19 protein-coding genes are annotated in these 24,964 nt (G+C 62.3%); 8 read left to right on the forward strand and 11 right to left on the reverse strand.

Translation table 11 applies throughout. The features are described 5' to 3' along the window. Positions 1 to 31: 31 nt before the first annotated feature. Together recQ and dnaG are read right to left on the reverse strand one after the other, a co-directional pair. Positions 32 to 1,900, reverse strand: a complete 1,869-nt coding sequence (gene recQ / locus AC1ECN_RS09065; protein ID WP_130661990.1) for a DNA helicase RecQ — start codon at positions 1,898 to 1,900, stop codon at positions 32 to 34. Further along, on the reverse strand, positions 1,900 to 3,909 hold the full coding sequence (gene dnaG, locus AC1ECN_RS09070) for a DNA primase (RefSeq protein WP_075224500.1): 2,010 nt from the start codon (positions 3,907 to 3,909) through the stop codon (positions 1,900 to 1,902). Before dnaG ends, recQ begins: the two co-directional genes overlap by 1 nt. Positions 3,910 to 4,579: 670 nt before the next feature. Here dnaG and AC1ECN_RS09075 point away from each other — a divergent pair. Beyond that, entirely contained in the window at positions 4,580 to 5,470 is an 891-nt protein-coding gene (locus AC1ECN_RS09075) for a hypothetical protein (RefSeq protein WP_130661991.1), read from the forward strand. 3 nt (positions 5,471 to 5,473) lie between these two features. On the opposite strand, the gene AC1ECN_RS09080 is transcribed toward AC1ECN_RS09075, so the two are convergent. Next, a complete protein-coding gene (locus AC1ECN_RS09080) occupies positions 5,474 to 5,929 on the reverse strand; it encodes a GatB/YqeY domain-containing protein (RefSeq protein WP_018242983.1) in 456 nt (151 codons plus the stop codon). Positions 5,930 to 6,201: 272 nt separating this feature from the next. Here AC1ECN_RS09080 and carA point away from each other — a divergent pair, with 272 nt between their 5' ends. Beyond that, a complete protein-coding gene (carA, locus tag AC1ECN_RS09085) occupies positions 6,202 to 7,407 on the forward strand; it encodes a glutamine-hydrolyzing carbamoyl-phosphate synthase small subunit (protein ID WP_477952782.1) in 1,206 nt (401 codons plus the stop codon). A 128-nt stretch (positions 7,408 to 7,535) separates the two neighbouring features. Next, positions 7,536 to 7,856: an antibiotic biosynthesis monooxygenase family protein gene (locus AC1ECN_RS09090; RefSeq protein ID WP_018074029.1), complete on the forward strand. Its 321-nt coding sequence runs from the start codon at positions 7,536 to 7,538 to the stop codon at positions 7,854 to 7,856. A gap of 10 nt (positions 7,857 to 7,866) precedes the next feature. Here the strand turns inward: AC1ECN_RS09090 and AC1ECN_RS09095 are convergent, their stop codons facing one another. The 3 genes from AC1ECN_RS09095 to AC1ECN_RS09105 form a co-directional block, all read right to left on the reverse strand. Next, positions 7,867 to 9,270: an MATE family efflux transporter gene (locus AC1ECN_RS09095; RefSeq protein ID WP_018074028.1), complete on the reverse strand. Its 1,404-nt coding sequence runs from the start codon at positions 9,268 to 9,270 to the stop codon at positions 7,867 to 7,869. Positions 9,271 to 9,412: 142 nt separating this feature from the next. Continuing rightward, positions 9,413 to 10,657, reverse strand: coding sequence for a TCR/Tet family MFS transporter (locus AC1ECN_RS09100; RefSeq protein WP_018074027.1), 1,245 nt, complete (start codon positions 10,655 to 10,657; stop codon positions 9,413 to 9,415). 137 nt (positions 10,658 to 10,794) lie between these two features. Continuing rightward, positions 10,795 to 11,706 carry a LysR family transcriptional regulator gene (locus tag AC1ECN_RS09105; protein ID WP_018074026.1) on the reverse strand — a complete coding sequence of 304 codons (912 nt, stop codon included), beginning with the start codon at positions 11,704 to 11,706 and terminating at the stop codon, positions 10,795 to 10,797. 110 nt (positions 11,707 to 11,816) lie between these two features. On the opposite strand from AC1ECN_RS09105, the gene AC1ECN_RS09110 reads away from it, so the two are divergent. Further along, positions 11,817 to 12,812 (forward strand): aldo/keto reductase, encoded by a 996-nt coding sequence (locus tag AC1ECN_RS09110; RefSeq protein ID WP_477952786.1) that lies wholly within the window; start codon positions 11,817 to 11,819, stop codon positions 12,810 to 12,812. A gap of 55 nt (positions 12,813 to 12,867) precedes the next feature. On the opposite strand, the gene ypfJ is transcribed toward AC1ECN_RS09110, so the two are convergent. After that, a complete protein-coding gene (gene ypfJ / locus AC1ECN_RS09115; RefSeq protein ID WP_018074024.1) occupies positions 12,868 to 13,788 on the reverse strand; it encodes a KPN_02809 family neutral zinc metallopeptidase in 921 nt (306 codons plus the stop codon). A gap of 76 nt (positions 13,789 to 13,864) precedes the next feature. Next, a complete protein-coding gene (locus AC1ECN_RS09120) occupies positions 13,865 to 14,395 on the reverse strand; it encodes a DUF2306 domain-containing protein (protein ID WP_130672919.1) in 531 nt (176 codons plus the stop codon). A 47-nt stretch (positions 14,396 to 14,442) separates the two neighbouring features. Here AC1ECN_RS09120 and AC1ECN_RS09125 point away from each other — a divergent pair, with 47 nt between their 5' ends. Further along, positions 14,443 to 15,219 carry a LytTR family DNA-binding domain-containing protein gene (locus AC1ECN_RS09125; RefSeq protein WP_130661993.1) on the forward strand — a complete coding sequence of 259 codons (777 nt, stop codon included), beginning with the start codon at positions 14,443 to 14,445 and terminating at the stop codon, positions 15,217 to 15,219. Between the two features lie 269 nt (positions 15,220 to 15,488). Further along, complete coding sequence (carB, locus tag AC1ECN_RS09130; RefSeq protein ID WP_130661994.1) at positions 15,489 to 18,977, forward strand: carbamoyl-phosphate synthase large subunit; 3,489 nt, start codon at positions 15,489 to 15,491, stop codon at positions 18,975 to 18,977. 72 nt (positions 18,978 to 19,049) lie between these two features. On the opposite strand, the gene AC1ECN_RS09135 is transcribed toward carB, so the two are convergent. Continuing rightward, a complete protein-coding gene (locus tag AC1ECN_RS09135) occupies positions 19,050 to 20,504 on the reverse strand; it encodes a UdgX family uracil-DNA binding protein (RefSeq protein WP_477952790.1) in 1,455 nt (484 codons plus the stop codon). Continuing rightward, entirely contained in the window at positions 20,504 to 21,736 is a 1,233-nt protein-coding gene (locus tag AC1ECN_RS09140; RefSeq protein WP_477952855.1) for a putative DNA modification/repair radical SAM protein, read from the reverse strand. Before AC1ECN_RS09140 ends, AC1ECN_RS09135 begins: the two co-directional genes overlap by 1 nt. A 253-nt stretch (positions 21,737 to 21,989) precedes the next feature. Between AC1ECN_RS09140 and greA the strand changes: the two genes are divergently transcribed. After that, complete coding sequence (gene greA / locus AC1ECN_RS09145) at positions 21,990 to 22,466, forward strand: transcription elongation factor GreA (RefSeq protein ID WP_018074018.1); 477 nt, start codon at positions 21,990 to 21,992, stop codon at positions 22,464 to 22,466. Positions 22,467 to 22,493: 27 nt separating this feature from the next. Next, positions 22,494 to 23,552 (forward strand): glycosyltransferase family 4 protein, encoded by a 1,059-nt coding sequence (locus tag AC1ECN_RS09150; protein ID WP_130661996.1) that lies wholly within the window; start codon positions 22,494 to 22,496, stop codon positions 23,550 to 23,552. A gap of 73 nt (positions 23,553 to 23,625) precedes the next feature. On the opposite strand, the gene AC1ECN_RS09155 is transcribed toward AC1ECN_RS09150, so the two are convergent. Further along, the gene (locus AC1ECN_RS09155; RefSeq protein ID WP_018074016.1) at positions 23,626 to 24,960 is read right to left on the reverse strand and encodes a dicarboxylate/amino acid:cation symporter; all 1,335 of its coding nucleotides are present in this window, start codon (positions 24,958 to 24,960) and stop codon (positions 23,626 to 23,628) included. Positions 24,961 to 24,964 lie beyond the last annotated feature (4 nt).

The raw sequence follows: 24,964 nt of genomic DNA on the forward strand, positions 1-24,964 counted from the left end.
CTCGCCCGATCTCAAGGATCAGGCGGATTCGTTAGCCGTTGTCCTGCGCCAGAATGATCTCCAGGAAGGCATCGCCGTAGCGTTCGAGCTTCGCCTGCCCGACACCTGATATGGCGAGCAGTTCCTTGCGGCTTCGTGGCTTCTCGGTGGCAAAGGCGATCAGCGTCGTATCGGGAAAGACGACATAGGGCGGCACGCCGAGCGATTTCGCAATCGCCATGCGCTCGGCCCTGAGCGCATCGAAGAGACTGCCGTCGGCGCCTGATAGTCCCGATTTGCGCTCGCTGCGCTCCGCCTTCTTCGTACGCCGTTCCGAGGCCGGCCGGTCCTTGCGGAAGAACACCTGCCGCTCGTGCTTGAAGACGGCACGCGCCTCCGGCTCCAGCTTCAGCGCCCCGAAAGCCTCGTGGTCGACGCGGATCAACCCCATGGCGAGCAGCTGGCGGAAGACCGACTGCCAGACGCGCGCCGGAATATCCTTGCCGGCGCCGAAGACCGGCATTTCGGCATGGCCGAAACGTTCGGTCTTTTCGTTGACATTGCCGAGGAGCACGTCGACGACATGGCCAGCGCCGAAACGCTCGCCGGTGCGGTAGACGGCCGCCAGCGCCTTGATCGCCGCTTCCGTGCCCTCCCAGGTCTCTACCGGCTTCAGGCAGGTGTCGCAATTGCCGCATTGTCCGGCATGCGCTTCGCCGAAATGGGCAAGAATTGCCTGGCGGCGGCAGGAGGCGGTCTCGCAGATCGCCAGCAACGCATTGAGCTTGGCGCGTTCGACCCGTTTGATCTCCGCGGCGGCACTGCCCTCGTCGATCATCCGGCCGCGCTGGATGACGTCGGCCATGCCATAGGCCATCCAGACTTCGGACGGCAGGCCGTCGCGGCCGGCGCGCCCAGTCTCCTGATAATAGGCTTCTACCGAGCCCGGCAGGTCGAGATGGGCAACATAACGCACGTTCGGTTTGTCGATGCCCATGCCGAAGGCGACGGTGGCGACCAGGCAAAGATTCTCTTCTTTCAGGAAGGCATCCTGGTTGGCGTCACGAACCGCCCTGTCCATGCCGGCATGATAGGCACGCGCGCGAATGCCCTGCCCGTTCAGCCACTCGGCCGTATCCTCGACCTTGGCGCGCGACAGGCAATAGACGATGCCGCTGTCGCCTTTGTGGCCGGACAGGAACCGCAGCAACTGCTGGCGCGGCTGGTCGCGCTCGACGATCTCGTAGGCAATGTTCGGTCGGTCGAAGCTGGTGGTGAAGATCTCAGCAGAATCCAAACCCAGCCGCTCGATCATGTCGTCGCGCGTATGCGGATCGGCCGTCGCCGTCAGCGCCACTCTGGGAACACCGGGATATTGCTCGCCGAGCCGGCCGAGTTCGCGATATTCCGGCCGGAAATCATGACCCCATTGCGAGACGCAATGGGCCTCGTCAATCGCAAACAGCGCGATCTTCTCGTTGGCGATCAACTCGCGGAAACCATCGGTCAGAATACGCTCGGGCGTCACGTAGAGAAGATCGAGCTGGCCCGCCGAAAGCGCGCGGCGAACCTCGACGAACTCCTCGCGCGACAGCGACGAATTGAGTGCTGCGGCGCGGATGCCGAGCTGCTTCATCGCCTCCACCTGATCTCGCATCAGCGCAATCAGCGGCGAAACGACGATACCGACACCGTCGCGGCAGAGCGCCGGGATCTGGAAGCACAGCGACTTGCCGGCGCCCGTGGGAAAGAGCACGACCGCATCGCCGCCGGAAACCACATGCTCGGCGACCTGCTGCTGCTTGCCGCGGAAGGAGGAATAGCCGTAGACTTGCTTGAGGATATCGAGCGGCGAGCGGCCGGAAGAAAACAGCGCGCCGGAAGCGGAAAAGCCCGGTTCATTGCGTTCAGTCAGCGACATCAGTGGTTCGCCGCCCCTTTGACGCGGCCGGAAAGCACGCCGAAGCCATCGATGATGGCCTCCTGGTTCTCGAGGCGCACCCCTTCGAAATGCACTTCCTGCTGCGCTCGCATCAGTTGAACGATCGCCTCGCCGTCGCCGGCTTCGGTCGCCAGCGCGATCTCGCGCTCGAGCTCGATCTTCTGCCGGCGCAGCGCCTTCGCCCGCTTGTGGGAAGCCAGCGCCTGGCGGTATCCCTCACGCGCATCCTCCATCGCCGCCTCCTCGGTCGCGATCCACAGCCGGGCATTGCGCACCTGCTGGTCGAGGCTCTTGATGAGCGGGCCGAAGCCTTCGAATTCCAGCCTTTCGGTCAGATATTCGCGCGTCAGATGCGGCCCGGCGACGGCCGCGGCTGCCCCCAGCATCGCCGACCAGAGCCGCTGCAGCTCGCGGCTGTCATATTCGATCGCGGCGATCTCGTCATAATCGTCGATCATCAGCGAGGGGTGATTGACGACGGTCAGAGCGAGCACGCATTCCCGCAGCGCCGTATTGTTCTGGTGGCCGCGCACCGGGCCTGAGCGGGCGAGCCTTTCGGAAATGACGCTCGGGCTTTTCGGCCCTGCCTTGCCCGCATTGTCGCGGCCCGTCCGGTAATTGCCATTGCCGTTGAAGCCGCCGCGGCGATCGCCATTATTGCGGTTCTGGAACTGCGGCTGGAACAAGGCGTTCAGCCGGTCGCGAATATCCTGCTGGTAGTGACGACGGACGTTCTCGTCGGCGATGACGGCGACCAGTTGCTTCAGCCGCGCCTCGAGCTCGGCGCGCGCCTCGGGCGTATCGAACTTGCCGGTGTTGATCTCCCGGCTCCACAGCATCTCGGAGAGCGGCTTTGCCTGGCTCATCACCTTGTCGAAAGGCGCGCGCCCGTCATCGCGCACCAGATCGTCGGGATCCTTACCGTCGGGCAGAAGCGCGAAGCGAACGGAACGGCCGGGCTTCAGATGCGGCAGCGCCAGTTCGGCGGCGCGATTGGCGGCGCGGATGCCGGCGCCGTCTCCGTCGAAGCAGAGCACCGGCTGCGGCACCATCTTCCAGAGCAGTTCGAGCTGGTTTTCGGTGAGCGCCGTGCCGAGCGGCGCAACGGCATTCTCGATGCCCGCCTGATGCAGCGCGATCACGTCCATATAGCCTTCGACGGCGATGATTGTGCCGGTCGCATTGTCGTCCTGAGCGTCGCTGCGGCCCGGTCCCTGGATCGCGCGCCGCGCGCGGGCGAAATTGTAAAGGACGTTGCCCTTGTGGAAGAGCTCCGTCTCGTTGGAGTTCAGATATTTCGCCGGCGCATCGGCCGACATGGCGCGGCCGCCAAAGGCGATCACCTTTTCCCGCGACGAGAGGATCGGGAACATGATGCGGTCGCGGAAACGATCGTAGGAAACCGGCACGTTTTCATGGACGACCAGACCGCAGGCCTCGATCTGCTCCTTGGAGACACCCTTGCCGGCGAGGAATTCCTTGAGCGCATTGCGGCTGTCGGGCGCAAAGCCGAGACGGAAGGTCTCGATGGTGCGGCCCGTCAATCCGCGGTCGCGCAGATAGGCGCGCGCCCTCGCCCCATTCGCCGTCTGCAGCTGATCCTGAAAAAATTGTGTCGCCATCTCCATGACGTCGATCAGCGAGCCGCGCTCCTTCTCGCGCTTCTCCATCACAGGATCGGCAAGCGGCATCGGCACGCTGGCCATATCGGCGATCTGCTGCACCGCCTCGGGGAAACTCAGACCTTCAAGTTCCGTCAGGAAGCGGAAATGGTCTCCGGTGACACCGCAGCCGAAGCAATGATAACGGCCCTTTCGGTCCTCGCAGTGGAAGCTCGGTGATTTCTCGCCGTGGAACGGGCAGCAGGCCCAGTAATCGCCGCGCGACACGTTGGTCTTGCGCTTGTCCCAGCTGACGCGGCGCGCGATCACGTTCGAAATCGGAACGCGGTCGCGAATATCATCGAGAAAGGTGTTGGAAAAGCGCATTTATACCTCTTGGCCAATCTCCATATAAGCTGCTTTTCCGCTCCATGCCACGAAACTTGTCATGAAAACCCACTATTCACAGGCTATGTGGCGGTCATCGGCGGCTCCGATTATCCAATCAACAACGCGTTATCGCCCCCTGCGACAGGGTGCGACATTATTGTCCCTTCAGAGCCGGAATTCCGCCGTCAGAAAAGCTACAGCGAGGGCGGCGGCATCCAACAGAGATGAGAAAAAATCTTTTGGAAACAATGGATTATTTCCTCAGATGATTGCGCTTCATCATCCTCTGCGCCACCTCCCGAGAGTCCGCCTCGACGCCTCCCAATCCGCCGATTCCGGCAATTATTATTTTTTTGTAATTTGAATAAGCCGCCGCACCGCAATAGGTTCGATCTCAACAAAGCGATCCCCGAGCGAAGCACCATCCCTACCCCCGGCGCCGCTTCGCAAGGGTGCCTTTGCAAATACCCTCCGGCTTGGGCTTCGGCCCTGCGTGCCGGTGGAAGCAAAGAGCAAGAAGGCAGGAGCGCCCCCAGCTCCTGCCTTCTTAAATTGTGGCTCTCCTTACGACAACTCTCCCTTTGAAATTAACCGCTTATTGACAAAACCGTTGACAGGCGGCGCCTGCATGAAAGATGTATGCGCCGAACTCCCTGGACCTCTCCAAATGGCTTTTACCGCGGACAATCTCGCAGCAGACGATCGCTTTCTCGCTGCCATCCTGCATTGCGCCGATCAGATGCTCGCCATCTATCGCGAGAGCCCGCGCATCGCCTCGATCTTCGCCGCGCAGCAGCGCTGGCTGATGGCCCATGCCGGCTTCGCGCTTCATTACGGTTATTCCGACGACGGGAAGAGCGGCGGCCTCTATTCCGGCCGCTTCATCGATTTTGCAGTCAGGAACGACATTGCCAGCCGCAACACGGCCGCGGCCTTCATGCAGGAAATGCTGGCCTATCGTTTCCTGCGACCGGTTCCCGGCCCCGATAAGCGCACACGTTACCTGGAGCCTACCGAAATCGCCGAGCAGCATTTCACCCGATGGCTCGTCGCCCATATGATGATCCTCGACAGCCTCGACGGCGGTGAGCGCGCCGATAAGATCACCGCCGACCCCTCGGCGATGATGGCAGCGATCCAGCCGCTAATCGCAAGGGCGATCATAGGAAGTGAAGCGGTCCGCAATCCAGGTGCTACCTTCAACCTCTTCAACTGGGCGAATTCCGGCGGGCTGGTGATGGACTACCTGATATCGCGCCTTCCCGATTTTCCAAGGACGGCCGATCGCGTCGTGCTCGGCCCTCTGTCGCTCAGGGAAATCCGCGAACAGTTCATGATCTCCAATACCCACCTGAAGCGGCTTCTGATGCAGGCAGCGACCATGGAGAGCATTGGCTGGACGGAACCCTCCCGCAAGGGCGACTTCTGGCTGTCGGGCCACTTCATCCGTGAATATTGGAATTATCAGGCGGCGAAATTCGCCATCATCGATGCTGCCGCCGAAGCGGTGCTCGGGCCTGCGGTCCGTGACGAACCGCAGGCAAGACGCGTTATCTGAAGCTTATCCGTTCAACAGTTCCTTGACGGTCGCCGACGCCTTGGCGAAATCCATCTGGCCGGCATAACGCTCCTTGAGCGCCGCCATCACCTTGCCCATGTCCTTGGCGCCTGCGGCACCCGTCTCGGCGATGATCGCCGAGACGTTGGCGCGCACTTCGCTGTCGGAAAGCTGCTTCGGCATGAAATCCTGGATGACGATGATTTCGGCGCGCTCCTTGGCGGCAAGCTCCGGCCGGGAATTCTCCTCGTAGATCTTGGCCGATTCGTCGCGCTGCTTCACCATCTTGGCGAGAATCTGCAGGATCTCGTCGTCGCTCGCCTGCTCCTTGCCAATGCCGCGATTGGCGATATCGCGGTCCTTGACCGCGGCCTGAATCAGCCGGACGGTGGAAAGCCGCTCCGCATTCTTGGCCTTCATCGCCTCTTTCAGCTGGGTGGCGAGTTGATCGCGCAGCATGGTCTTCACTCCTGTTTTGATGCCGCTTCATAAACCACGCTGATGCGGGGGATCAAATAAATTGCGCGGTCAGTGCGATAAAGCGCAGGAAAACGGCAGCAATCTCGGCTACAAAGATTGACCGCAAGCGATTGCGTGGCTATTTACCGCCACCTGCACCAAAATTCGTGATCAGGCTTGAAGCGCGCGGCATTGCCGCGTCCACACGCCTGCGAGATCAAAAGGCGGCCAGCCGCGGCAACGCGTGACCGATCGCCGGAAACGGGATGAAGATGACCGCGACAGCACCCTGGACAATCGAAAAGCCGACCGCCCTGCTCGTTCTTGCCGACGGCACGGTCATCGAAGGCAAGGGCATCGGCGCCACCGGCAAGGTGCCGGMCGAAGTGGTCTTCAACACCGCGCTGACCGGCTATGAGGAGATCCTGACGGACCCTTCCTATCTCGGCCAGATTGTCACCTTCACCTTCCCGCATATCGGCAATATCGGCACCAACGATGAAGACATCGAGGATCTGACCCCTGCCGCCCGCCATGGCGCCGTCGGCGTCATCTTCAAGGCCGACATCACGGACCCTTCGAACTACCGCGCCGCCAAGCACCTCGACCAATGGCTGAAGGCCCGCGGCGTCATCGGTCTCTGCGGCATCGACACGCGCGCGCTGACCGCCTGGATCCGTGAGAACGGCGCTCCGAACGCGGTGATCGCCCACGACCCGAACGGCGTCTTCGACACCGAGACGCTGAAGGCCGAAGCCAAAGCCTGGAGCGGCCTCGAAGGTCTCGACCTTGCCAAGATCGCCTCCTCGGGCCAGTCCTCGCAATGGGCCGAAACGCCGTGGGTGTGGAATGAAGGTTACGGTGAACTCAAGGCGACGGACGCGAAATACCACGTCGTCTGCCTGGACTACGGCGTCAAGCGCAACATCCTGCGCCTGTTTGCCGGCCTCGGCTGCAAAGTGACGGTCGTGCCGGCCGCAACGAGCGCCGAAGACGTGCTCGCCATGCAGCCGGACGGCATCTTCCTGTCGAACGGCCCGGGCGATCCGGCGGCAACCGGCGAATATGCCGTGCCTGTGATCAAGACGCTTGTTAAGACCGATATCCCGGTCTTCGGCATCTGCCTCGGCCACCAGATGCTGGGCCTCGCACTCGGCGCGAAGACCGAGAAGATGCATCAGGGCCACCACGGCGCCAACCACCCCGTCAAGGACCATACCACAGGCAAGGTCGAGATCGTCTCGATGAACCACGGCTTCGCGGTCGACTCGAAGTCGCTGCCGGATGGCGTTGAAGAGACTCATATTTCGCTTTTCGACGGCACCAATTGCGGCCTGCGCGTCCTCGGCAAGCAGGTCTTCTCGGTCCAGCACCACCCGGAAGCCTCTCCCGGCCCGCAGGACAGCCACTATCTCTTCCGTCGCTTCATCAACATGGTGCGCGAGAAGAAGGGCGAACCGGCGCTCGCCGAGCGCTGATTTCAAATAATACGCATTCAGACGAAGGCTCGCTTAGGCGGGCCTTTTTCTTCATTCGCATATTGACCTCAACTTAACTTGAGGGATTACAGATCTGCCTGCAAACATCTGATGCGGGGGTAAACCGGATGAACGGCGTTTTCTACAGGATCGACAAGTTCGCCGTGCCGCCCCCGGCGCGTGACGAGTTCCTGATGCATATGGTGTGCACACATGCCTTGCTGCAGACGCAGCAAGGCTTCACCCGTCACTCTGTCCTGGAACAGGTCGCAGGACCCGGCGAATTCAACTTCGTGACGATCGCCGAATGGGAAAATGCCGAAGCGTTCGAGCAATCGCAGGCAGCGGGCGCCGCCGCGCAGGCGACGACGAACCTTAGTGCGCAGGAAATGTTCGAACGGCTCGGCATCCGCGCCGATATCGCCGGCTACAAGCCGGTCGCAGCCTGATCAGGAGATATCAGGCGCCGGCCGCCACTCCTTCGCGGCGAAGAAGAAGGTAGAAGCGCGCGCAGAGCATGACGGCGGCGGCTGCCAGCCCCACGAGAAAGCCGAACCAGATGCCGATGCCGCCGAAACCCAGCGGGAAGGCAAAGGCCCAGGCGAGGAAAAAGCCGATCGGCCAGTAGGCGATCAACGCCATGATCATCGGCACACGTGCGTCCTTGAGGCCGCGCAGCAATCCATTGGCAATCACCTGCAGCCCGTCGACGAGCTGGAAAAGTCCGGCAACGACGATCAGCGGTCCGGCATAGGCAAGCACCTTAGGCGCCTCGGGCGAGTTGACGTCGAGGAACCAGCTGCCGAGGAATTGCGGCATGGTGGCAAAGAGCACGCTGCCCACCGCCGAAATGGCGCAGGCGAGGATGAGCACCGTGATCGAACCGCGCACCAGCCCTTGATAATCGCCCCGCCCATGCGCGACGCCGACGCGCACCGTCGCCGCCTGGCTGAGGCCGAGCGGGATCATGAAGGCGATCGAGGCCCATTGCAGGGCAATGCCGTGGGCGGCGAGCTCGATGGTGCCGATATAGCCCATCAAGAGCGAGGCCACCGTGAACAGGCTGACTTCGGCGAGGATGGTAACGCTGATCGGGAAACCAAGCCGGATGACCTCCAGCAGCGCATGCCAGTCGGGCTTCCAGAACCGCACGAAAATCTCGTAGCGCCGCGTCTCTTCCCGCCGCTGCACGAAAGCCAGGATGAACAGGAAGCCGGCCGTCTGCACGACGACCGAAACGATTGCAGCACCTTCGAGCCCCATCGCCGGAAAGCCGAAATGCCCGAGCACGAGGATATAGGCGAAGATCGCGTTCATCACCAGCGTGGCGATGGTGACGTTGAGGATGATGCCCGCCTTGCCGATGGCGCTGACCAGCGCGCGCATGACGTTGAAGAGCAGTGCCGGCAGCACGCCGAACTGGCCGATCATGATGTAGCCGTGGGCGAGCTTGGCCACCTCGGGCTTCTGCTGTGCGAAGAGAAGGATCTGCTCCGAATTGAAGAAGGCCGGCTGCATGATCACCCAGTATGCGATCACCACCCACAGACCCATGCGCAGCGACCGGCGCACCGAGACGAGGTCGCCGCGGCCATAGGCCTGCGCCACCATCGGAATGACGGCGATGGCAAAGCCCGAGCCGAAGATCAGGATCGTGAACAGGAACTGTGCCGCAAGCACCATTGCCGCCAGATGCTCGGCGCCGAGGCGGCCGACGATCATCACATCGGTGGTGTTGATGCCGAGTTGGGCAAGCTGCGCGCCGATCAGCGGAATGCCGAGCGCCAGCGTGGCACGGAAATGTGCGCCCCAACGATTATCGGTTGTCGGCGCAAGTCTGCGCGCGTCGATCGGCGTGTCCATGACACCAGTCCTGTGATTGAAATATGCGTCGCCGCAGCTTGCGGCGAAATATCATCCGGGCTTAGATCAAAGCCCCGCAAAGAACTACCCCAAATGAGGCAGATGATGAAAAATTCATCATCACATCAGCGTTTCTGATCGATCAACCTGCCGCTTCCAGCGCCTCGGCCGGTTCACGGACCCGGACCCGCACGAGGAACACGCCGGCGGCCACCAGGATGAACAGGGCGGCGGCAAGATAGGGCGCGCCGGCAAAGGTGACAGGCGCCTCGGGCCGCGTGAAGTAGCCGAACATCTGGGTGAAGATCAGCGGCCCGGCGATGGTGGTGATACTGCTGAGGCTGGTAAGCGCGCCCTGCAACTCACCCTGCGCCGAGGGCGGCACCATGCCGGCGGCGATGCTGCGCAGCGGCGGATCGGCGACATTTTCCATGACGGTCGCAACGATGATGACGTAGACGACCCAGCCTTCCCAGGCGAAGGCATAACCGGTGAGCCCGACGGCCGAGAAGCAGAGGCCGAGAAGAGCGGTCTTCCACTCGCCGAGCACCGGCACGATCCGCGGCAGGACCAGCCCCATGACGATCGCGGCGCCGATGCCGTAAATGCCGAGCGACAGGCCGATCTGCCCCTCGCTCCAACCGTAGCGATAGGTTGAGACGAACGACCAGACCGAGGGATAGACGGCATGCGCCAGGAAGAACAGGAACATGACGAGGCTGACCCAGCCGATGCCGGGATAGTGGCGCATTTGGCGCAACGCGCCGAGCGGATTGGCACGTTTCCACTCGAACCGCCGGCGGTTCTTCGCCTCCAGCGTTTCCGGCAACAGGAAGCAGGCGGCGATGAAATTGACAAGCGATAGCGCGGCCGCGCCGAGGAATGGCACACGCGGGCCGAATTCGCCGAGGACACCGCCGACGACGGGGCCGATGGTGAAGCCGACACCGAAGGCGATGCCGATCAGCCCGAAATTCTTCGCCCGGTTCTCTTCCGTGCTGATATCGGCGATATAGGCCGAGCAGGTCGCGAAACTGCCGCCGCTGATGCCGGCAAGCACGCGACCGACGAACAGCATCCAGAAGCTGGTGGCGATGCCGCAGATGAAATTGTCGATCGCGAAGGTCAGCACCGAAAGCAAAAGGATCGGCCGGCGGCCGAAACGGTCGGACAGGTTTCCGAGCAGCGGCGCGAACAGGAATTGCATACCGGCATAGACGAGCATCAACCAGCCGCCGTCGATCGCCGCATCGCTGACGCTGCCGCCGGTCAGTTGCTCCAGATAGGCGGGCAGCACCGGCATGATGATGGCGATGCCGATAATGTCGAGGAAAAGGATGATGAAGACCAGGAAAAGGCCGCGGCGAACAAATTTCGGGTCAAGCATGAGGCATCTCTACAGCGGTTTGTTCTGAAAAGACGATCTCGTCGCCGAGAAAGTGACATAGCTCAGAAAAGAAACCGAAACAATCCGTGAACATTTCAAAGCTTTTGATAATGCTGTACGGGAATTTATCAGAGATCTCAACCGGAGGGCGCGCGCGGCCGTTCCAGCTTCAAAAAATCGACGAAAGCGCGCAACGGTGCCGGCATATGCCGTCGGCTCGCGTAGTAGAGATACGGTCCGGAAAACTCGCTGACCCAATCGTCGAGGATAGCAACCAGTAGACCAGAGCCAAGGCCCGGTTCCAGGAGCTCCTGGAATGAGCCGATGATGCCCAGTCCCGCCACAGCGGCCGCAAGCTCCACCTCGATTGAATTGGAGGTAAGCGCTCCACGCGGCGAAATCGTCAGCGACTCCCCGCCGCGCTCGAACTCCCAGGTCAGCGCCGATCCGCTGAGGAACCGGTGCCGGATGCAGCTGTGCTCCAGCAGGTCGCGCGGATGCTGCGGCACGCCCCTTTCCTTGAGATACGCCGGCGAAGCGGCGGTGACGTAGCGCTGCCGGCGCGGGCCGATCGGCACGGCGATCATGTCGCGCTCGATGCGCTCGTCATAGCGGATGCCGGCATCGAAACCGGCGGCGAGCACGTCGATGAACGTATCCTCGGCGACGATCTCCAGCTCGATCTCGGGATAGAGCTTCAGGAACCGGCAGGCAATGTCGGGTAGGAACAGCCGCGCCGCGATCGTCGGCACATTGAGCCGCAGCGTACCGGCCGGCCTGTCGCGGAAATTGTCGAGCGCCCCGAGTGCGGCCGCGACCTCACTGAGCGCCGGCGCCAGTTGGGCCAGCAATCGTTCGCCGGCGGCCGTCGGCGTGACGCTGCGCGTCGTCCGGTTGAGCAGGCGCACGCCGAGCCGCTCCTCCAGCCGCCTGAGCGACTCGCTCAGCGAAGACGCTGAAACCCCGCGCTTGCGGGCGGCGGCGCGGAAGCTTCGCTCCCTTGCAATCGCCGTGAAGACATCCAGATCACTCAGAGGAAGATCGTTCATTGTGCATTTTTCCGTACGACCCGTTCGACACTATCCGGATTATCGCACAAATGCGAAAGCGGTAAAACGGCGTCCGACAGCGCCGCCCCGGCGCCGAAAAGGAGAAGACAATGCAGACCTATCGTTTGGGAAAGACCGGACCCGATGTCTCGGCCATCGGCCTCGGCTGCATGGGCATGTCGGGCATGTACGGCCCCTCCGACCGTGCAGAAAGCATCGCGACGATCCATGCCGCGCTCGATGCCGGCATCAACCTGCTCGACACCGGCGATTTCTACGGCATGGGCCACAACGAAATGCTGATCGGCGAGGCATTGAAGGGCCGCAGGCGCGAGGACGCCGTCATCAGCGTCAAGTTCGGCGGTCTGCGCGATCCCGTCGGCGGCTGGAGCGGCATCGACACTCGGCCGGTCGCGGTGAAGAACTTCCTCAGCTATACGCTGCAGCGCCTCCGCGTCGACTATATCGACATCTACCGCCCCGCCCGCCTCGATCCGAACGTGCCGATCGAGGACACGGTCGGCGCCATCGCCGACATGGTCAAGGCAGGTTATGTCAGGCATATCGGCCTGTCGGAAGTCGGCGCCGACACCATCCGCCGCGCCGCCGCTGTCGCCCCGATCGTCGACCTGCAGATCGAATATTCGCTGATCTCGCGCGGCATCGAGGAGAAGATCCTGCCGACGACACGCGAACTCGGCATTTCGATCACCGCTTACGGCGTGCTCTCGCGCGGCCTGATCAGCGGCCACTGGMAGAAGGGCCAGGGTGGGACGGCCGGCGATTTCCGCGCCTACAGCCCGCGCTTCCAGGAAGGCAATATCGAGCAGAACCTCGCTCTGGTGGAGAAGCTGCGTGAGATCGCCCAGGCAAAGAGCGTCTCGGTCGCCCAGATCGCCATCGCCTGGGTCGCCGCCAAGGGCAAGGATATCGTCCCGATCATCGGCGCTCGCCGCCGCGACCGACTGACCGAGGCGCTCGGCTCACGCGCCGTCGACCTGTCGCCAGACGATTTCGCCATCATCGAACGCGCCGTGCCGAAAGATGCGGCCGCGGGTGGGCGTTATCCGGAACATATGCTGCAGCATATGGACAGCGAGAAGTAAGCAAGGAATGGAAGGGGCTGCGATGTGCTTTGTGCCATGCGCCCTTCATCTCCCCTCAAACCGGTCCCGAGAACGTATCGCAGGCCGACAGCTGGCCGCTGTCGAAGCCGCGCTTGAACCATCTGACCCGCTGCTCCGAGGTGCCGTGGTTGAAACTCTCAGGCACGACGTAACCCTGTGACCGCTTCTGCAGCGAATCGTCGCCGATCTGCTGGGCGGCGTTCAGCGCTTCCTCCAGATCGCCTGACTCGAGCAGGCCCTTCTGCTGGGTATATTTGCCCCAGATGCCCGCAAAGCAATCGGCCTGCAATTCGACGCGCACCGACATTTTGTTGGCCTCGGCCTCGCTCATGCGCTGGCGGGCCTGGTTGAACTTCGGCAGGATGCCGAGCAGGTTCTGCACGTGATGGCCGACCTCATGGGCAACGACATAGGCCTCGGCAAAATCGCCCGACGCCCCGAAGCGGTCGGAAAGCTCCTGGAAGAATTCTGTATCGAGATAGACCTTGTGGTCGCTCGGGCAGTAGAACGGACCTGTTGCCGCCGATGCCGAGCCGCAGGCCGAGGCCGTCGAGCCCGAGAACAGCACGAGACGCGGCTCTTCGTAATTTTGGCCCTGCGCCTGGAAGATGCCCTTCCAGGTATCCTCAGTCTCGGCAAGGACGGTGCGCATGAATGCGGTCATCTCGTCATTGGCGGGTGTGCGTGTGCCGCTGGACTGGCTCTGCTCGTAGCCGGGACCGCTTGTCGTGCTGCCGGTATCGAGCACCTGCAGCAGATCGATGCCCATCATCTTGAAGATGAAATAGATGACGACGAGGAAGATGATCGTGCCGATGCTGAGGCCGCCGCCGGCCCGGCGAACGCCGCCGCCGGAAGGAAAGTTGAAGCCGCCGCCGCGGCCGAAACCGCCGCCGGTCGGATCGCTGCGGCGATCCTCGATATTGTCGGACTGACGCCGGCCTCTCCATTCCATCTTCGCTCTCCCCAGCAATGCCCGTGCTTGCACTCAACGAGTTATATATCCGTCGGCGGCCGGAATTCCAGCGACTTCATCGGGCAATCAGGCGCCCGCGCCGGCGACGCAGCACGATCGCGACCAGGATCGAGCCGATCACCGCCGCGGCAAGGGCAGCCGGCCATTCGACGCCGGTGAAGACGACCGCATGCATGATCCGGCCAGGCACGAAAGTGAACAGGCCGGCAAGGACGATGCCACCGAAATAAAGGCCGGCGACGATGCGCTTGTGCAGGCGGATATCGCCGCGACGAGCCGCCGCGATCGCATTCCAGCTGCCGAACAATGTTGCGATCGACAGAAGATGGATTGGACTGAACCCGTAGAAAAGATCGAGCTCATGAATGAAGAAGCTTGATATCGCCGTGACAACCATCAGCGCCATCCAGATCCTGCCGAGCTGCCGGTGCAGTGGCGTGCCCTTGGGGCGCAGCAGGATATAGGCACCGAGAAGTGCCGCCGGCGTAACAGCGGCGACATGGATCTGAACGGCGAACGGGGCGTCGAGGAGCGGTTCGAGGGTCATGAGCGACATCCGGTTGAATTCGATCCCTGTTTCCGCCAAGACTTCATCAGCCTCAATCCGAACCGCGCAAACGGCAGGAAAACTTCGTGATTCACCCCTTCTTGCAATCCACGCTTCGCGAATTGCAGGTCTTTCTCCACTCCCGGCGCTTCTGGGGAACCTTTGCCGCGATCGTCCTGCTCTTTGCCTTCACCGGTCCCTACGGCACGATGCAAAGCATGGCGTTCGGCGAACGCCTCGCCTATTGGCTGACCCTGCATGCCCTTGCCTGGGCGATAGCCATCCTCTGCGCGGTAACGGCCGAAAGACTGCTGCGGGGGGTGATCGTTTCGATGTTCGCCCGCATGATGACGGGTTCGCTCATAGCCGCCCTGCCGATCGGTTTTGCCATCGGCCTCGTCGACTATGTTTTCACCGGCGAAACGACTACGCTGCAAAGCGGCCTGCAACGCGCGCTTTTTGCGGTGCCGCTCTGCACCCTCTTCTGCCTTTTGACCTACATGGCGATGAGCCAGAAAATCGCCGAAGCCGCAGTTCCTGAGGAAGCCAGCCCGGGCGCCTCGATCCTCGACCGGCTGAAGCCTGAGAATCGGGGCCCGCTGCTGCGCCTCTCCGTCCAGGATCACTACACCGAGGTGGTGACCGGCCGCGGGCGCGAACTGGTGCTCTTGCGTTTCGCCGATGCGCTGAAGGAAACCGCCGCAACGCCGGGCCTTCGCGTCCATCGCTCGCACTGGATGGCCGACGCCCATGTCGAAAGCCTGAAACGCGACAATGGCAGGCTGCTGATCCTCACCCGCGACGGCACGAAAATCCCGGTCAGCCGCAGCTATGCCGAGGATGTGCGCCGCCGTTTCACGTAAAGAAGACGCGCCAAGCGCTTGATGGGACTCCCGCTTTCGCTCTTCCGGAAGCAGCACAGCGGCGAAATCCGGCTGGCGGTCGTGCCTGACGGGAAATAGTCTCTCGTGCCGTGTTGGATTCCTGTCGATTCCGCGATTTATGGGGTTCCGTTTGCAAATACATTTGCCTATAAGCCGCTTCTAGCCTGAAAAGACCCAGYATGCGCGACCCGACCCGGTGATCACCCACCCTGGCCGGCTTTCTGCGCAGCCAGAAAACGGAAGCACTCATGCCGAAGCGCCAAGATATCAAATCGATCCTCATCATCGGCGCGGGACCGATCGTCATCGGCCAGGCTTGCGAGTTCGACTATTCCGGCACCCAGGCCTGCAAGGCGCTGAAAGAGGAAGGCTACCGCGTCATCCTCGTCAACTCCAACCCGGCGACGATCATGACCGATCCGGGTCTTGCCGACGCCACCTATGTCGAGCCGATCACCCCCGAGGTCGTCGCCAAGATCATCGCCAAGGAGCGTCCGGATGCGCTGCTGCCGACGATGGGCGGCCAGACGGCGCTGAACACCGCGCTTTCGCTGAAGCGCATGGGCGTGCTCGACCGCTACAATGTCGAGATGATCGGCGCCAAACCCGCCGCCATCGACATGGCCGAGGACCGCGCGCTGTTTCGCGAGGCGATGGCCCGCATCGGCCTCGAAACCCCGCGCTCGATGCTGGCGAATGCCACAGACATCAAGGACCTCGACCGCAAGACGCACGAGGCCGAGCGCAACAAGCTGCGCGACAGCCTTTCCGGCCCCGCCCTCGACACGGCGCTGGACGAACTGGAAAACCAGTGGAACCTCGGCGAGAGCGACCGCAAGCAGCGTTACATGAGCCATGCCATGGCGATTGCCGCCCAGGCGATCGACCATGTCGGCCTGCCCGCTATCATCCGCCCCTCCTTCACGCTCGGCGGCACCGGCGGCGGCATCGCCTACAATCGCTCGGAATTCTTCGAGATCGTCGGCGGCGGCCTCGATGCCTCGCCGACCACCGAAGTGCTGGTCGAGGAATCGGTGCTCGGCTGGAAGGAATATGAAATGGAGGTCGTCCGCGACAAGGCGGACAACTGCATCATCATCTGCTCGATCGAGAACATTGATCCGATGGGCGTCCACACCGGCGATTCGATCACCGTCGCGCCGGCGCTGACGCTGACGGACAAGGAATACCAGATCATGCGCAACGCCTCGATCGCGGTGCTGCGCGAGATCGGCGTCGAGACCGGCGGCTCGAACGTCCAGTTCGCCGTCAATCCGAAGGACGGTCGTCTCGTCGTCATCGAAATGAACCCGCGCGTCTCGCGCTCGTCGGCGCTCGCCTCCAAGGCCACCGGCTTCCCGATCGCCAAGATCGCCGCCAAGCTGGCGATCGGCTATACGCTCGACGAACTGGATAACGATATCACCGGCGGTGCAACGCCTGCCTCCTTCGAACCGTCGATCGACTACGTCGTCACCAAGATCCCGCGTTTTGCCTTCGAGAAATTTCCCGGCGCTTCGCCGGTGCTGACGACCGCGATGAAATCGGTCGGTGAAGTCATGGCGATCGGCCGCACCTTCGCCGAATCGCTGCAGAAGGCGCTGCGTGGCTTGGAAACCGGCCTGACGGGCCTCGACGAGATCGAGATCCCCGGCTTTGAAGAGGGCGAATCCAGCCAGAACGCTATCCGCGCCGCAATCGGCACACCGACGCCCGATCGCCTGCGCATGGTCGCCCAGGCGCTACGCCAGGGCATGAGCGAAGCCGAAGTCCACGAAGGCTGCAAGATCGATCCCTGGTTCATCGCCGAACTGAAGGCGATCGTCGAGATGGAGGCTCGCATCCGCGAGCACGGCCTGCCCCAGGATGCCACAAACCTGCGCATGCTGAAGGCCATGGGCTTCTCCGACGCGCGTCTGGCGACCCTGACTGGCAAGCGCCCGAAGGAAGTCGCCGAATTCCGCAACAGCCTGAATGTCCGCCCTGTCTTCAAGCGCATCGATACCTGTGCGGCCGAGTTCGCCTCGCCGACCGCCTATATGTATTCGACCTATGAGACGCCTTTCGTCGGCGCCGCCCGCTCCGAGGCTGAAGTGTCCAACCGCAAGAAGGTTGTCATCCTTGGCGGTGGCCCGAACCGTATCGGCCAAGGCATCGAGTTCGACTATTGCTGCTGCCACGCCGCCTTCGCGCTGAAGGATGCGGGTTATGAGGCGATCATGATCAACTGCAACCCGGAAACCGTCTCGACCGATTACGATACGTCGGACCGCCTCTATTTCGAGCCGCTGACGGCCGAGGACGTGATCGAGATTCTGCGGGCAGAACAGGAAAAGGGCGAAGTCGTCGGCGTCATCGTCCAGTTCGGCGGCCAGACGCCGCTGAAGCTTGCCGAGGCGCTGGAAAAGAACGGCATCCCGATCCTCGGTACCGCGCCCGATATGATCGACCTTGCCGAGGACCGCGACCGCTTCCAGAAGCTGCTGATGAAGCTCGACCTCAACCAGCCGAACAACGGCATCGCCTATTCGGTCGAGCAGGCCCGCATGGTCGCCACCGAAATCGGCTTCCCGTTGGTCGTGCGCCCCTCCTACGTGCTCGGCGGCCGCGCCATGCAGATCCTGCATTCGGAAGGCCAGCTGCAGAGCTATCTGCTCGATACCGTGCCTGAACTGGTGCCTGAGGATATCAAGCAGCGCTATCCCAACGACAAGACTGGCCAGATCAACACCCTGCTCGGCAAGAACCCGCTGCTCTTCGACAGCTATCTCAGCAACGCCATCGAAGTCGATGTCGACTGCCTCTCCGACGGCACCGACGTCTATGTCGCCGGCATCATGGAGCACATCGAGGAAGCCGGCATCCATTCCGGCGACAGCGCCTGCTCGCTGCCGCCACGCTCGCTGTCGGTCGAACTGCTCGACGAACTGGAGCGCCAGGCAAAGGCGATGGCCAAGGCGCTCAATGTCGGCGGCCTGATGAACGTCCAGTTCGCCATCAAGGACGGCACCGTCTACGTTCTCGAAGTCAATCCCCGCGCCTCGCGCACCGTGCCCTTCGTCGCAAAGACCATCGGCGCGCCGATCGCCAAGATCGCCGCCCGCGTCATGGCCGGCGAAAAACTCGATGCGACCTTCGCCGCCTACGGCGAAAAGCCCGATCCGCGCAAGCTGAAGCACATCGCCGTCAAGGAAGCCGTCTTCCCCTTCGCCCGTTTCCCCGGCGTCGACACGCTSCTCGGCCCGGAAATGCGCTCGACCGGTGAAGTCATCGGCCTCGATACCGATTTTGCGCTGGCCTTCGCCAAGTCGCAGCTCGGCGCCGGCGTCGAGCTGCCGCGTGACGGGACGGTCTTCGTCTCCGTCCGCGACGCCGACAAGCCGCGTGTTCTGCCGGCGATCCGCATCCTCGTCGAACAGGGCTTCAAGGTGCTGGCGACCGGCGGCACCGCCCGCTTCCTCGCCGAAAACGGCATCACGGCCACCAAGATCAACAAGGTGCTGGAAGGTCGCCCCCATATCGAGGACGCGATCCGCAACCGCCAGGTCCAGCTCGTCATCAACACCACCGATGGCAACAAGGCGATCTCGGACTCCAAGTCGCTGCGCCGTGCGACGCTGATGCAGAAGGTGCCTTATTACACGACGATGGCAGGCGCCGAGGCCGCCGCCCAGGCAATCAAGGCGCTGAAGGCAGGCAATCTCGAAGTGCGGCCGCTGCAGAGTTACTTCGCCTGAGATACGGCAACGCCATCGCTCGATGAGCGGTGGCGCACCTCCGTTCGGTCATTCCTCAAATCGGGAATCAATTTATCCAGCCACGGCCATAAGCCGCTGGATTTTCAGCATATCTTCGCGAAATCGCGCCAGTTCTTCCGTTTTCAACTGCTCGTCGGGAATACGCAGCAGATAGGATGGATGCACCGTCACGAAGAGCGTTCGCCTCTCGTCGATCGCGATCGCTTTCCCCCTGACATCCTGTAGCCGCTGTTTCGCATCGGTCAGCGCCGCGAGCGCCGTCGCCCCCATGGCGACGACCAGCTTCGGCTTGATCAGCGCCATCTCCAGATTGAGCCACCAGCGGCAATGCTTCACCTCGCCCATATTGGGCTTCTGATGGATGCGAYGCTTGCCGCGCGGCTCATATTTGAAATGCTTGACGGCATTGGTGACGTAAAGCGTTGAGCGGTCGATGCCCGCTTCAGCGATCACTTGATCGAGGAGCCTGCCGGCGGGACCGACGAAGGGGCGCCCTGATATATCCTCCTGGTCGCCCGGCTGCTCGCCGACGAACATCACCTCGGCATCGCGCGGCCCCTCCCCGAATACGGTTTGCGTCGCCTTCGCATGAAGCGGACAGCGGGTGCAGGCGGCAGCTTCCGCGCGCAGTGCTTCCAGCGTGCCCGCCGGCGCTTCGGGTTCAGCTGGAATGCTGCGCGCGGCTTCTTGCAGGCGATCGTGAAAGGGCAATGACTGGGTCGCCTCCCGTGCGGCCATAGCGCGCACCTTGCTCTCCGCCGATGCGATYAGCCCAGGAATAAGGTCGGCTTCCGGCAGGTTCTTCCAGTACTTTTTCGGCATCTCCGCCTGCATCGCCTTCAGCTTCAACCGCGCCGGATTGAAAATGCTGGCGTAGTAGGTGCGCCAAAGTTCATCGGTGGCATCGGTGAGATTGGGTTTTTCGCACGGCGCATCGCTCATCGTCAGCCGCTCGCCGTCCCAGGCGGCCAACCCCTTGGGCGTGGCGATCAGCCAGTCCATGTCGGTGAAGCGCCGTTGGAAGAAGGGGGCTGTGCGCCTGACGATATGATGATCCGGCTCGAACCAGGCGAGGAATTTTCGACGGTCCGCCGATACCGCAGCAACCTCCTTGAAGCGGACGAAGGCCGTCATCTTGTGCGCGTCGCGTCGAACGTTTTTCGCCATCAGCCTGGCACGGGCGACGTCCTCGTCCGAAGCCACTTCAAGCAGTTGCCGGTCCAGTTGCAGCCGCCAGAGCAGACGGTAAAGCAGGGAAAAGCGCGCCGGGTCGGAATGGCAGAGAACTGTTTCCGCGAGCTCGATGAAGGCGGGCGGCACCGTCATCAGCTTGCGTGCCATGATAGGYGTCGGCGGCATGGCGTCGCGTTGAAACGCAAGGTCCGCCTCTGCGCCTCTTTCGCGCCAATCGATCTCTTCCGGCAGGATACCGGCGGCCGCGAAAGCGCGCGCGGCGTCACGCCATTCGGCAAGCTCCCCGCGTCCTGCAAGCACGACCCGGCGCATCACAGCAACGACAATTGTTCAGGTTGCGGTTCGAACATGGCGCGAAGGTCGGGGCGCTCGATCAATCGGCGCGGCGACCATCCTTCTGCCGAGATGAAGGACTGGACCTTCTTGATCGAAATGCCGAGCCGCTGGAGATCGTCCAACCGAAGGCGGCGAAAACGGCGGGCCGAGACGATCGCCTTGACTGTCTTGGTGCCGAGGCCGGGCACACGCAGCAACCGTTCACGCTCGGCCTTGTTGATGTCGACAGGGAATTCGGCCCGGTTGGCGAGCGCCCAGGCAAGTTTGGGGTCGAGGGTAAGATCGAGCATGCCTCCCGCCTGGTTCGCGGTGATCTCGTCAATGCCGAAGCCGTAGAATCGGTAGAGCCAATCGGCCTGATATAGCCGGTGTTCGCGCATCAGCGGCGGCTTGATCAGCGGCAGATTTTTCGACGAATCCGGGATGGGGCTGAAGGCGGAATAATAGACGCGCTTAAGGCCGTAGCTGCTGTAAAGCCGACCGCTGGTCGCAAGGATCGTCGCATCGTTCGCGCCATCGGCGCCGACGATCATTTGCGTGCTCTGGCCGGCCGGCACAAAACGCTGACGCTTCTTCGTCCGCAGCGTCGGTTCGCCGGCGGCCTCGATCTTCAGCCTCAGATCTCCCATCGATCGCCGAATATTGGCAGGCTTCTTTTCCGGCGCGAAGCGGGTGATGCCGTTATCCGTCGGCAACTCGATATTCAGCGACAGCCTGTCGGCATGAAGCACCGCTTCTTCGATCAGATGCGGCGACGCCTCGGGGATCGACTTCAGATGGATATAGCCGCGAAAATTATGCGTCACACGCAGTTCGCGGACGATGCGGACCATTTCTTCCATCGTATAATCGGACGAACGAATGATGCCGGAGGAAAGGAACAGGCCTTCGATATAGTTGCGGCGGTAAAATTCCAGCGTCAGCCAGACGACCTCCTCGGGCGTAAAGCGCGCCCGTTCGACATTGCTCGACGAGCGATTGACGCAATAGGCGCAGTCGTAGATGCAGAAATTGGTCAGCAGTATTTTCAAAAGCGAAATGCACCGTCCGTCCGGGGCATAGGCATGACAGATGCCGGATCCTTCGGTCGAACCGAGCCCCCCACCTGCCCGGGAATCACGTTTCACCGTGCCGCTAGAAGCGCAGGAAGCGTCATATTTCGCAGCATCGGAAAGGATGGCCAAGCGTTCTGTGAGCGACTTCTTCATTAGTATGTTCACTATATGTTCCTACAATGGGAGTCAATCAGGACGATCCGATTTCTGCCCATTTTCAAGTCGCACCACCTGATATCGGGGCGGGCCGCGTTTCTTTTATGCGAATTTTCTGGAAATCGGCCTTGGCGATCTGCTATAAGCGTCCGACTAAGATTGTGGCACGGTTCCGAAGCTCCCCTTCGGGACCTGTTTTCTTTTGTGTTCGCCGCTGATTGTGCGGATACGAGGATTGAAGGACAGAAAAATGGTTGAAAAGGTACCGATGACACAGGGCGGTTTCGTCAAGCTGCAGGAAGAGCTGCGCTGGCGTCAGCAGGAGGAGCGCCCCCGAATCATCGAGGCGATCGCCGAAGCCCGTGCCCATGGCGACCTTTCCGAAAACGCCGAATACCACGCCGCCAAGGAAGCCCAGAGCCACAATGAAGGCCGCATCAGCGAGCTGGAAGACCTGACGGCGCGCGCCGAGGTCATCGACCTCACCAAGATGTCGGGCGACAAGATCAAGTTCGGCGCCAAGGTGAAGCTCATCGACGAGGACACCGAGGAAGAAAAGACCTACCAGATCGTCGGCGACCAGGAAGCGGACGTCAAGGCCGGCCGCATCTCCATCTCCTCGCCAATCGCCCGTGCGCTGATCGGCAAGGAAGTCGGCGATTCCATCGAGGTCAACGCGCCGGGCGGCTCCAAGGCCTACGAAATCCTCCAGGTTTCCTGGGGCTGATCGCCCGCCAGCCGCGAGACCCCTCCCTTGCCTGATATCCGTGACGTCGAGATCATTGCGCCCAATTTCAAGCGCCGGCTCTCCGGCGTCACGTCGACGATCGTCCAGCTCATCCCGTGCCAGATCCGGCTCGGGATCAAGATCGCGACACTCGGCCCCGGCCTGCCGGAGGACCTGCCGAAACTTAAGTGGCGGCAGCTCCTTGGCCTCTGGCGCCCGCCGGCGAGCCGGCGCCGGCGTGTCTGGCACGCGCGCCGCAACAACGAGATGGCCGTCGGCATCCTGCTTCGCCATCTCACGCGCATGCCGCTGAAGCTTCTCTTCACCTCGGCCGCGCAACGCCGCCACACCGCCTATACGAAATGGCTGATCCGCCGCATGGACGCCGTCATCGCGACCAGCGACCGTTCCGGCTCGTTCCTCGAGGTGCCGCACACGGTCATCCAGCACGGCGTCGACCTTGCCCTCTTCCATCCGCCTGATACCGCAGAGGACGGCATCGCCGCCACCGGCCTGCCCGGCCGCCATCTCGTCGGCTGTTTCGGCCGTGTGCGCCATCAGAAAGGCACTGACCTTTTCGTCAGGGCGATGATCGAACTGCTGCCGCAGCACACTGAGTGGACGGCAGTCGTCTCCGGTCGCGTGACGGCCGAGCACGTGGCATTCGCAGACAAACTCAAGGCGGATGTCGCCGCCGCCGGGCTCAGCAACCGTATCCTCTTTCTCGGCGAAGTGCCTGACATCAAGGTCTGGTATCGTCGCCTGACGCTTTACGTCGCCCCCTCCCGCAACGAGGGCTTCGGCTTGACGCCGCTCGAAGCCATGGCCTCGCGGACCGCGGTGGTGGCATCGGATGCGGGCGCCTATGCCGAGCTCATCGTCACGGGCGAGACGGGTTCGGTCGTCGCCGCCGGCGACGGCGAGGCGCTGACGCGGGCAATCGCGCCTTACATCGCCGATCCCGCGCTGGCGATCGCGCATGGCGAGAGTGCGCTGCGGCATGTCAGGGCGAATTTCGCGCTGGAGAAAGAAGCGAGCGCGATCGGCGCCGTTTATAACAGCCTTCTCGGCGACAATCGCAGCTGAAGCAGAAAAGAGAAACGGCCCGTCGGATAACGGGCCGTTTGCAGGATTCTTGGGACACCGATAGTCCGGTTAGTTATTCGGCCGGCTGCAACCCGGCAGCCGAAGTATCCTCTCCGGTCTGCCCCCCCAGTGCCGCAGCAAGCTGCGCCGTATCCAGCTCATTTTCCCAACGTGCCACGACGATCGTCGCAACCGCATTGCCGACGAGGTTGGTCAGCGCCCGGCATTCCGACATGAAGCGGTCGATGCCGAGGATGAGCGCCATGCCGGCGACCGGCACGGACGGGACGACGGAGAGCGTCGCGGCAAGCGTGATGAAGCCGGCGCCGGTGATGCCTGCGGCACCCTTGGAGCTCAGCATCGCGACCAGCAGCAGCAGGATCTGGTCACCCCAGGAAAGCTGGATGCCGGTTGCCTGGGCAATGAACAGGGCCGCCAGCGTCATGTAGATATTGGTGCCGTCGAGATTGAAGGAATAGCCCGTGGGGATGACGAGGCCGACGACCGAGCGCTTGCAGCCGGCCTTTTCCATCTTGTTCATCAGTCCCGGCAGTGCGGCCTCTGAAGACGACGTACCAAGCACCAGCAGCAGCTCTTCCTTGATGTAGCGCAGCAGCGCCACGATCGAGAAGCCGTTGTAGCGGGCAACAGCGCCGAGAACGATGAAGACGAAGAGCAGAGATGTAACGTAGAAGGTGCCGATCAGCATGGCGAGGTTGGCGATCGACCCGACGCCATACTTGCCGATGGTGAATGCCATGGCGCCGAAGGCGCCGATGGGCGCTGCCTTCATCAGGATGGCGACGAGTTTGAAGACAGGCGCCGTCAGGGAATTGAGGAAGTTGACGACCTGCTCGCCCTTTTCGCCGACCATGGCGAGCGCGATACCGAAGAGCACCGAGAAGAACAGCACCTGCAAAATGTCGCCATCGGCAAAAGCGCCGACGATCGTCGTCGGGATGATGTTGGTGAGGAAGCCGACGACGCTCTGTTCATGCGCCTTCGCGGTAAAGGTGGCGACAGTGCTCGGATCCAGCGAAGCCGGATCGATGTTCATGCCGGCGCCGGGCTGGACGACATTGGCGACGATCAGGCCGATGATCAGCGCCATCGTCGAGAAGGTCAGGAAGTACAGCATCGCCTTGCCGGCGACGCGGCCGACCTTTTGCAGGTCGCTCATGCCGGCAATGCCGGTCGCGACCGTCAGGAAGATGACCGGCGCGATGACCATCTTGACGAGCTTGATGAAGGCATCGCCGAGCGGCTTCAACTGGGTGCCRAGTTCGGGATAGAAATGGCCGAGAAGGATGCCCGCAGCGATAGCTGCGAGAACCTGGACGTAAAGATGGGTATAAAAGGGCTTCTTGCCCTTGCTGCCTGCGACTGCATCGAGTGGTGCTGCGATCATGATG

The sequence above is a fragment of the Rhizobium sp. 01N447_2 genome (genome assembly GCF_056399245.1).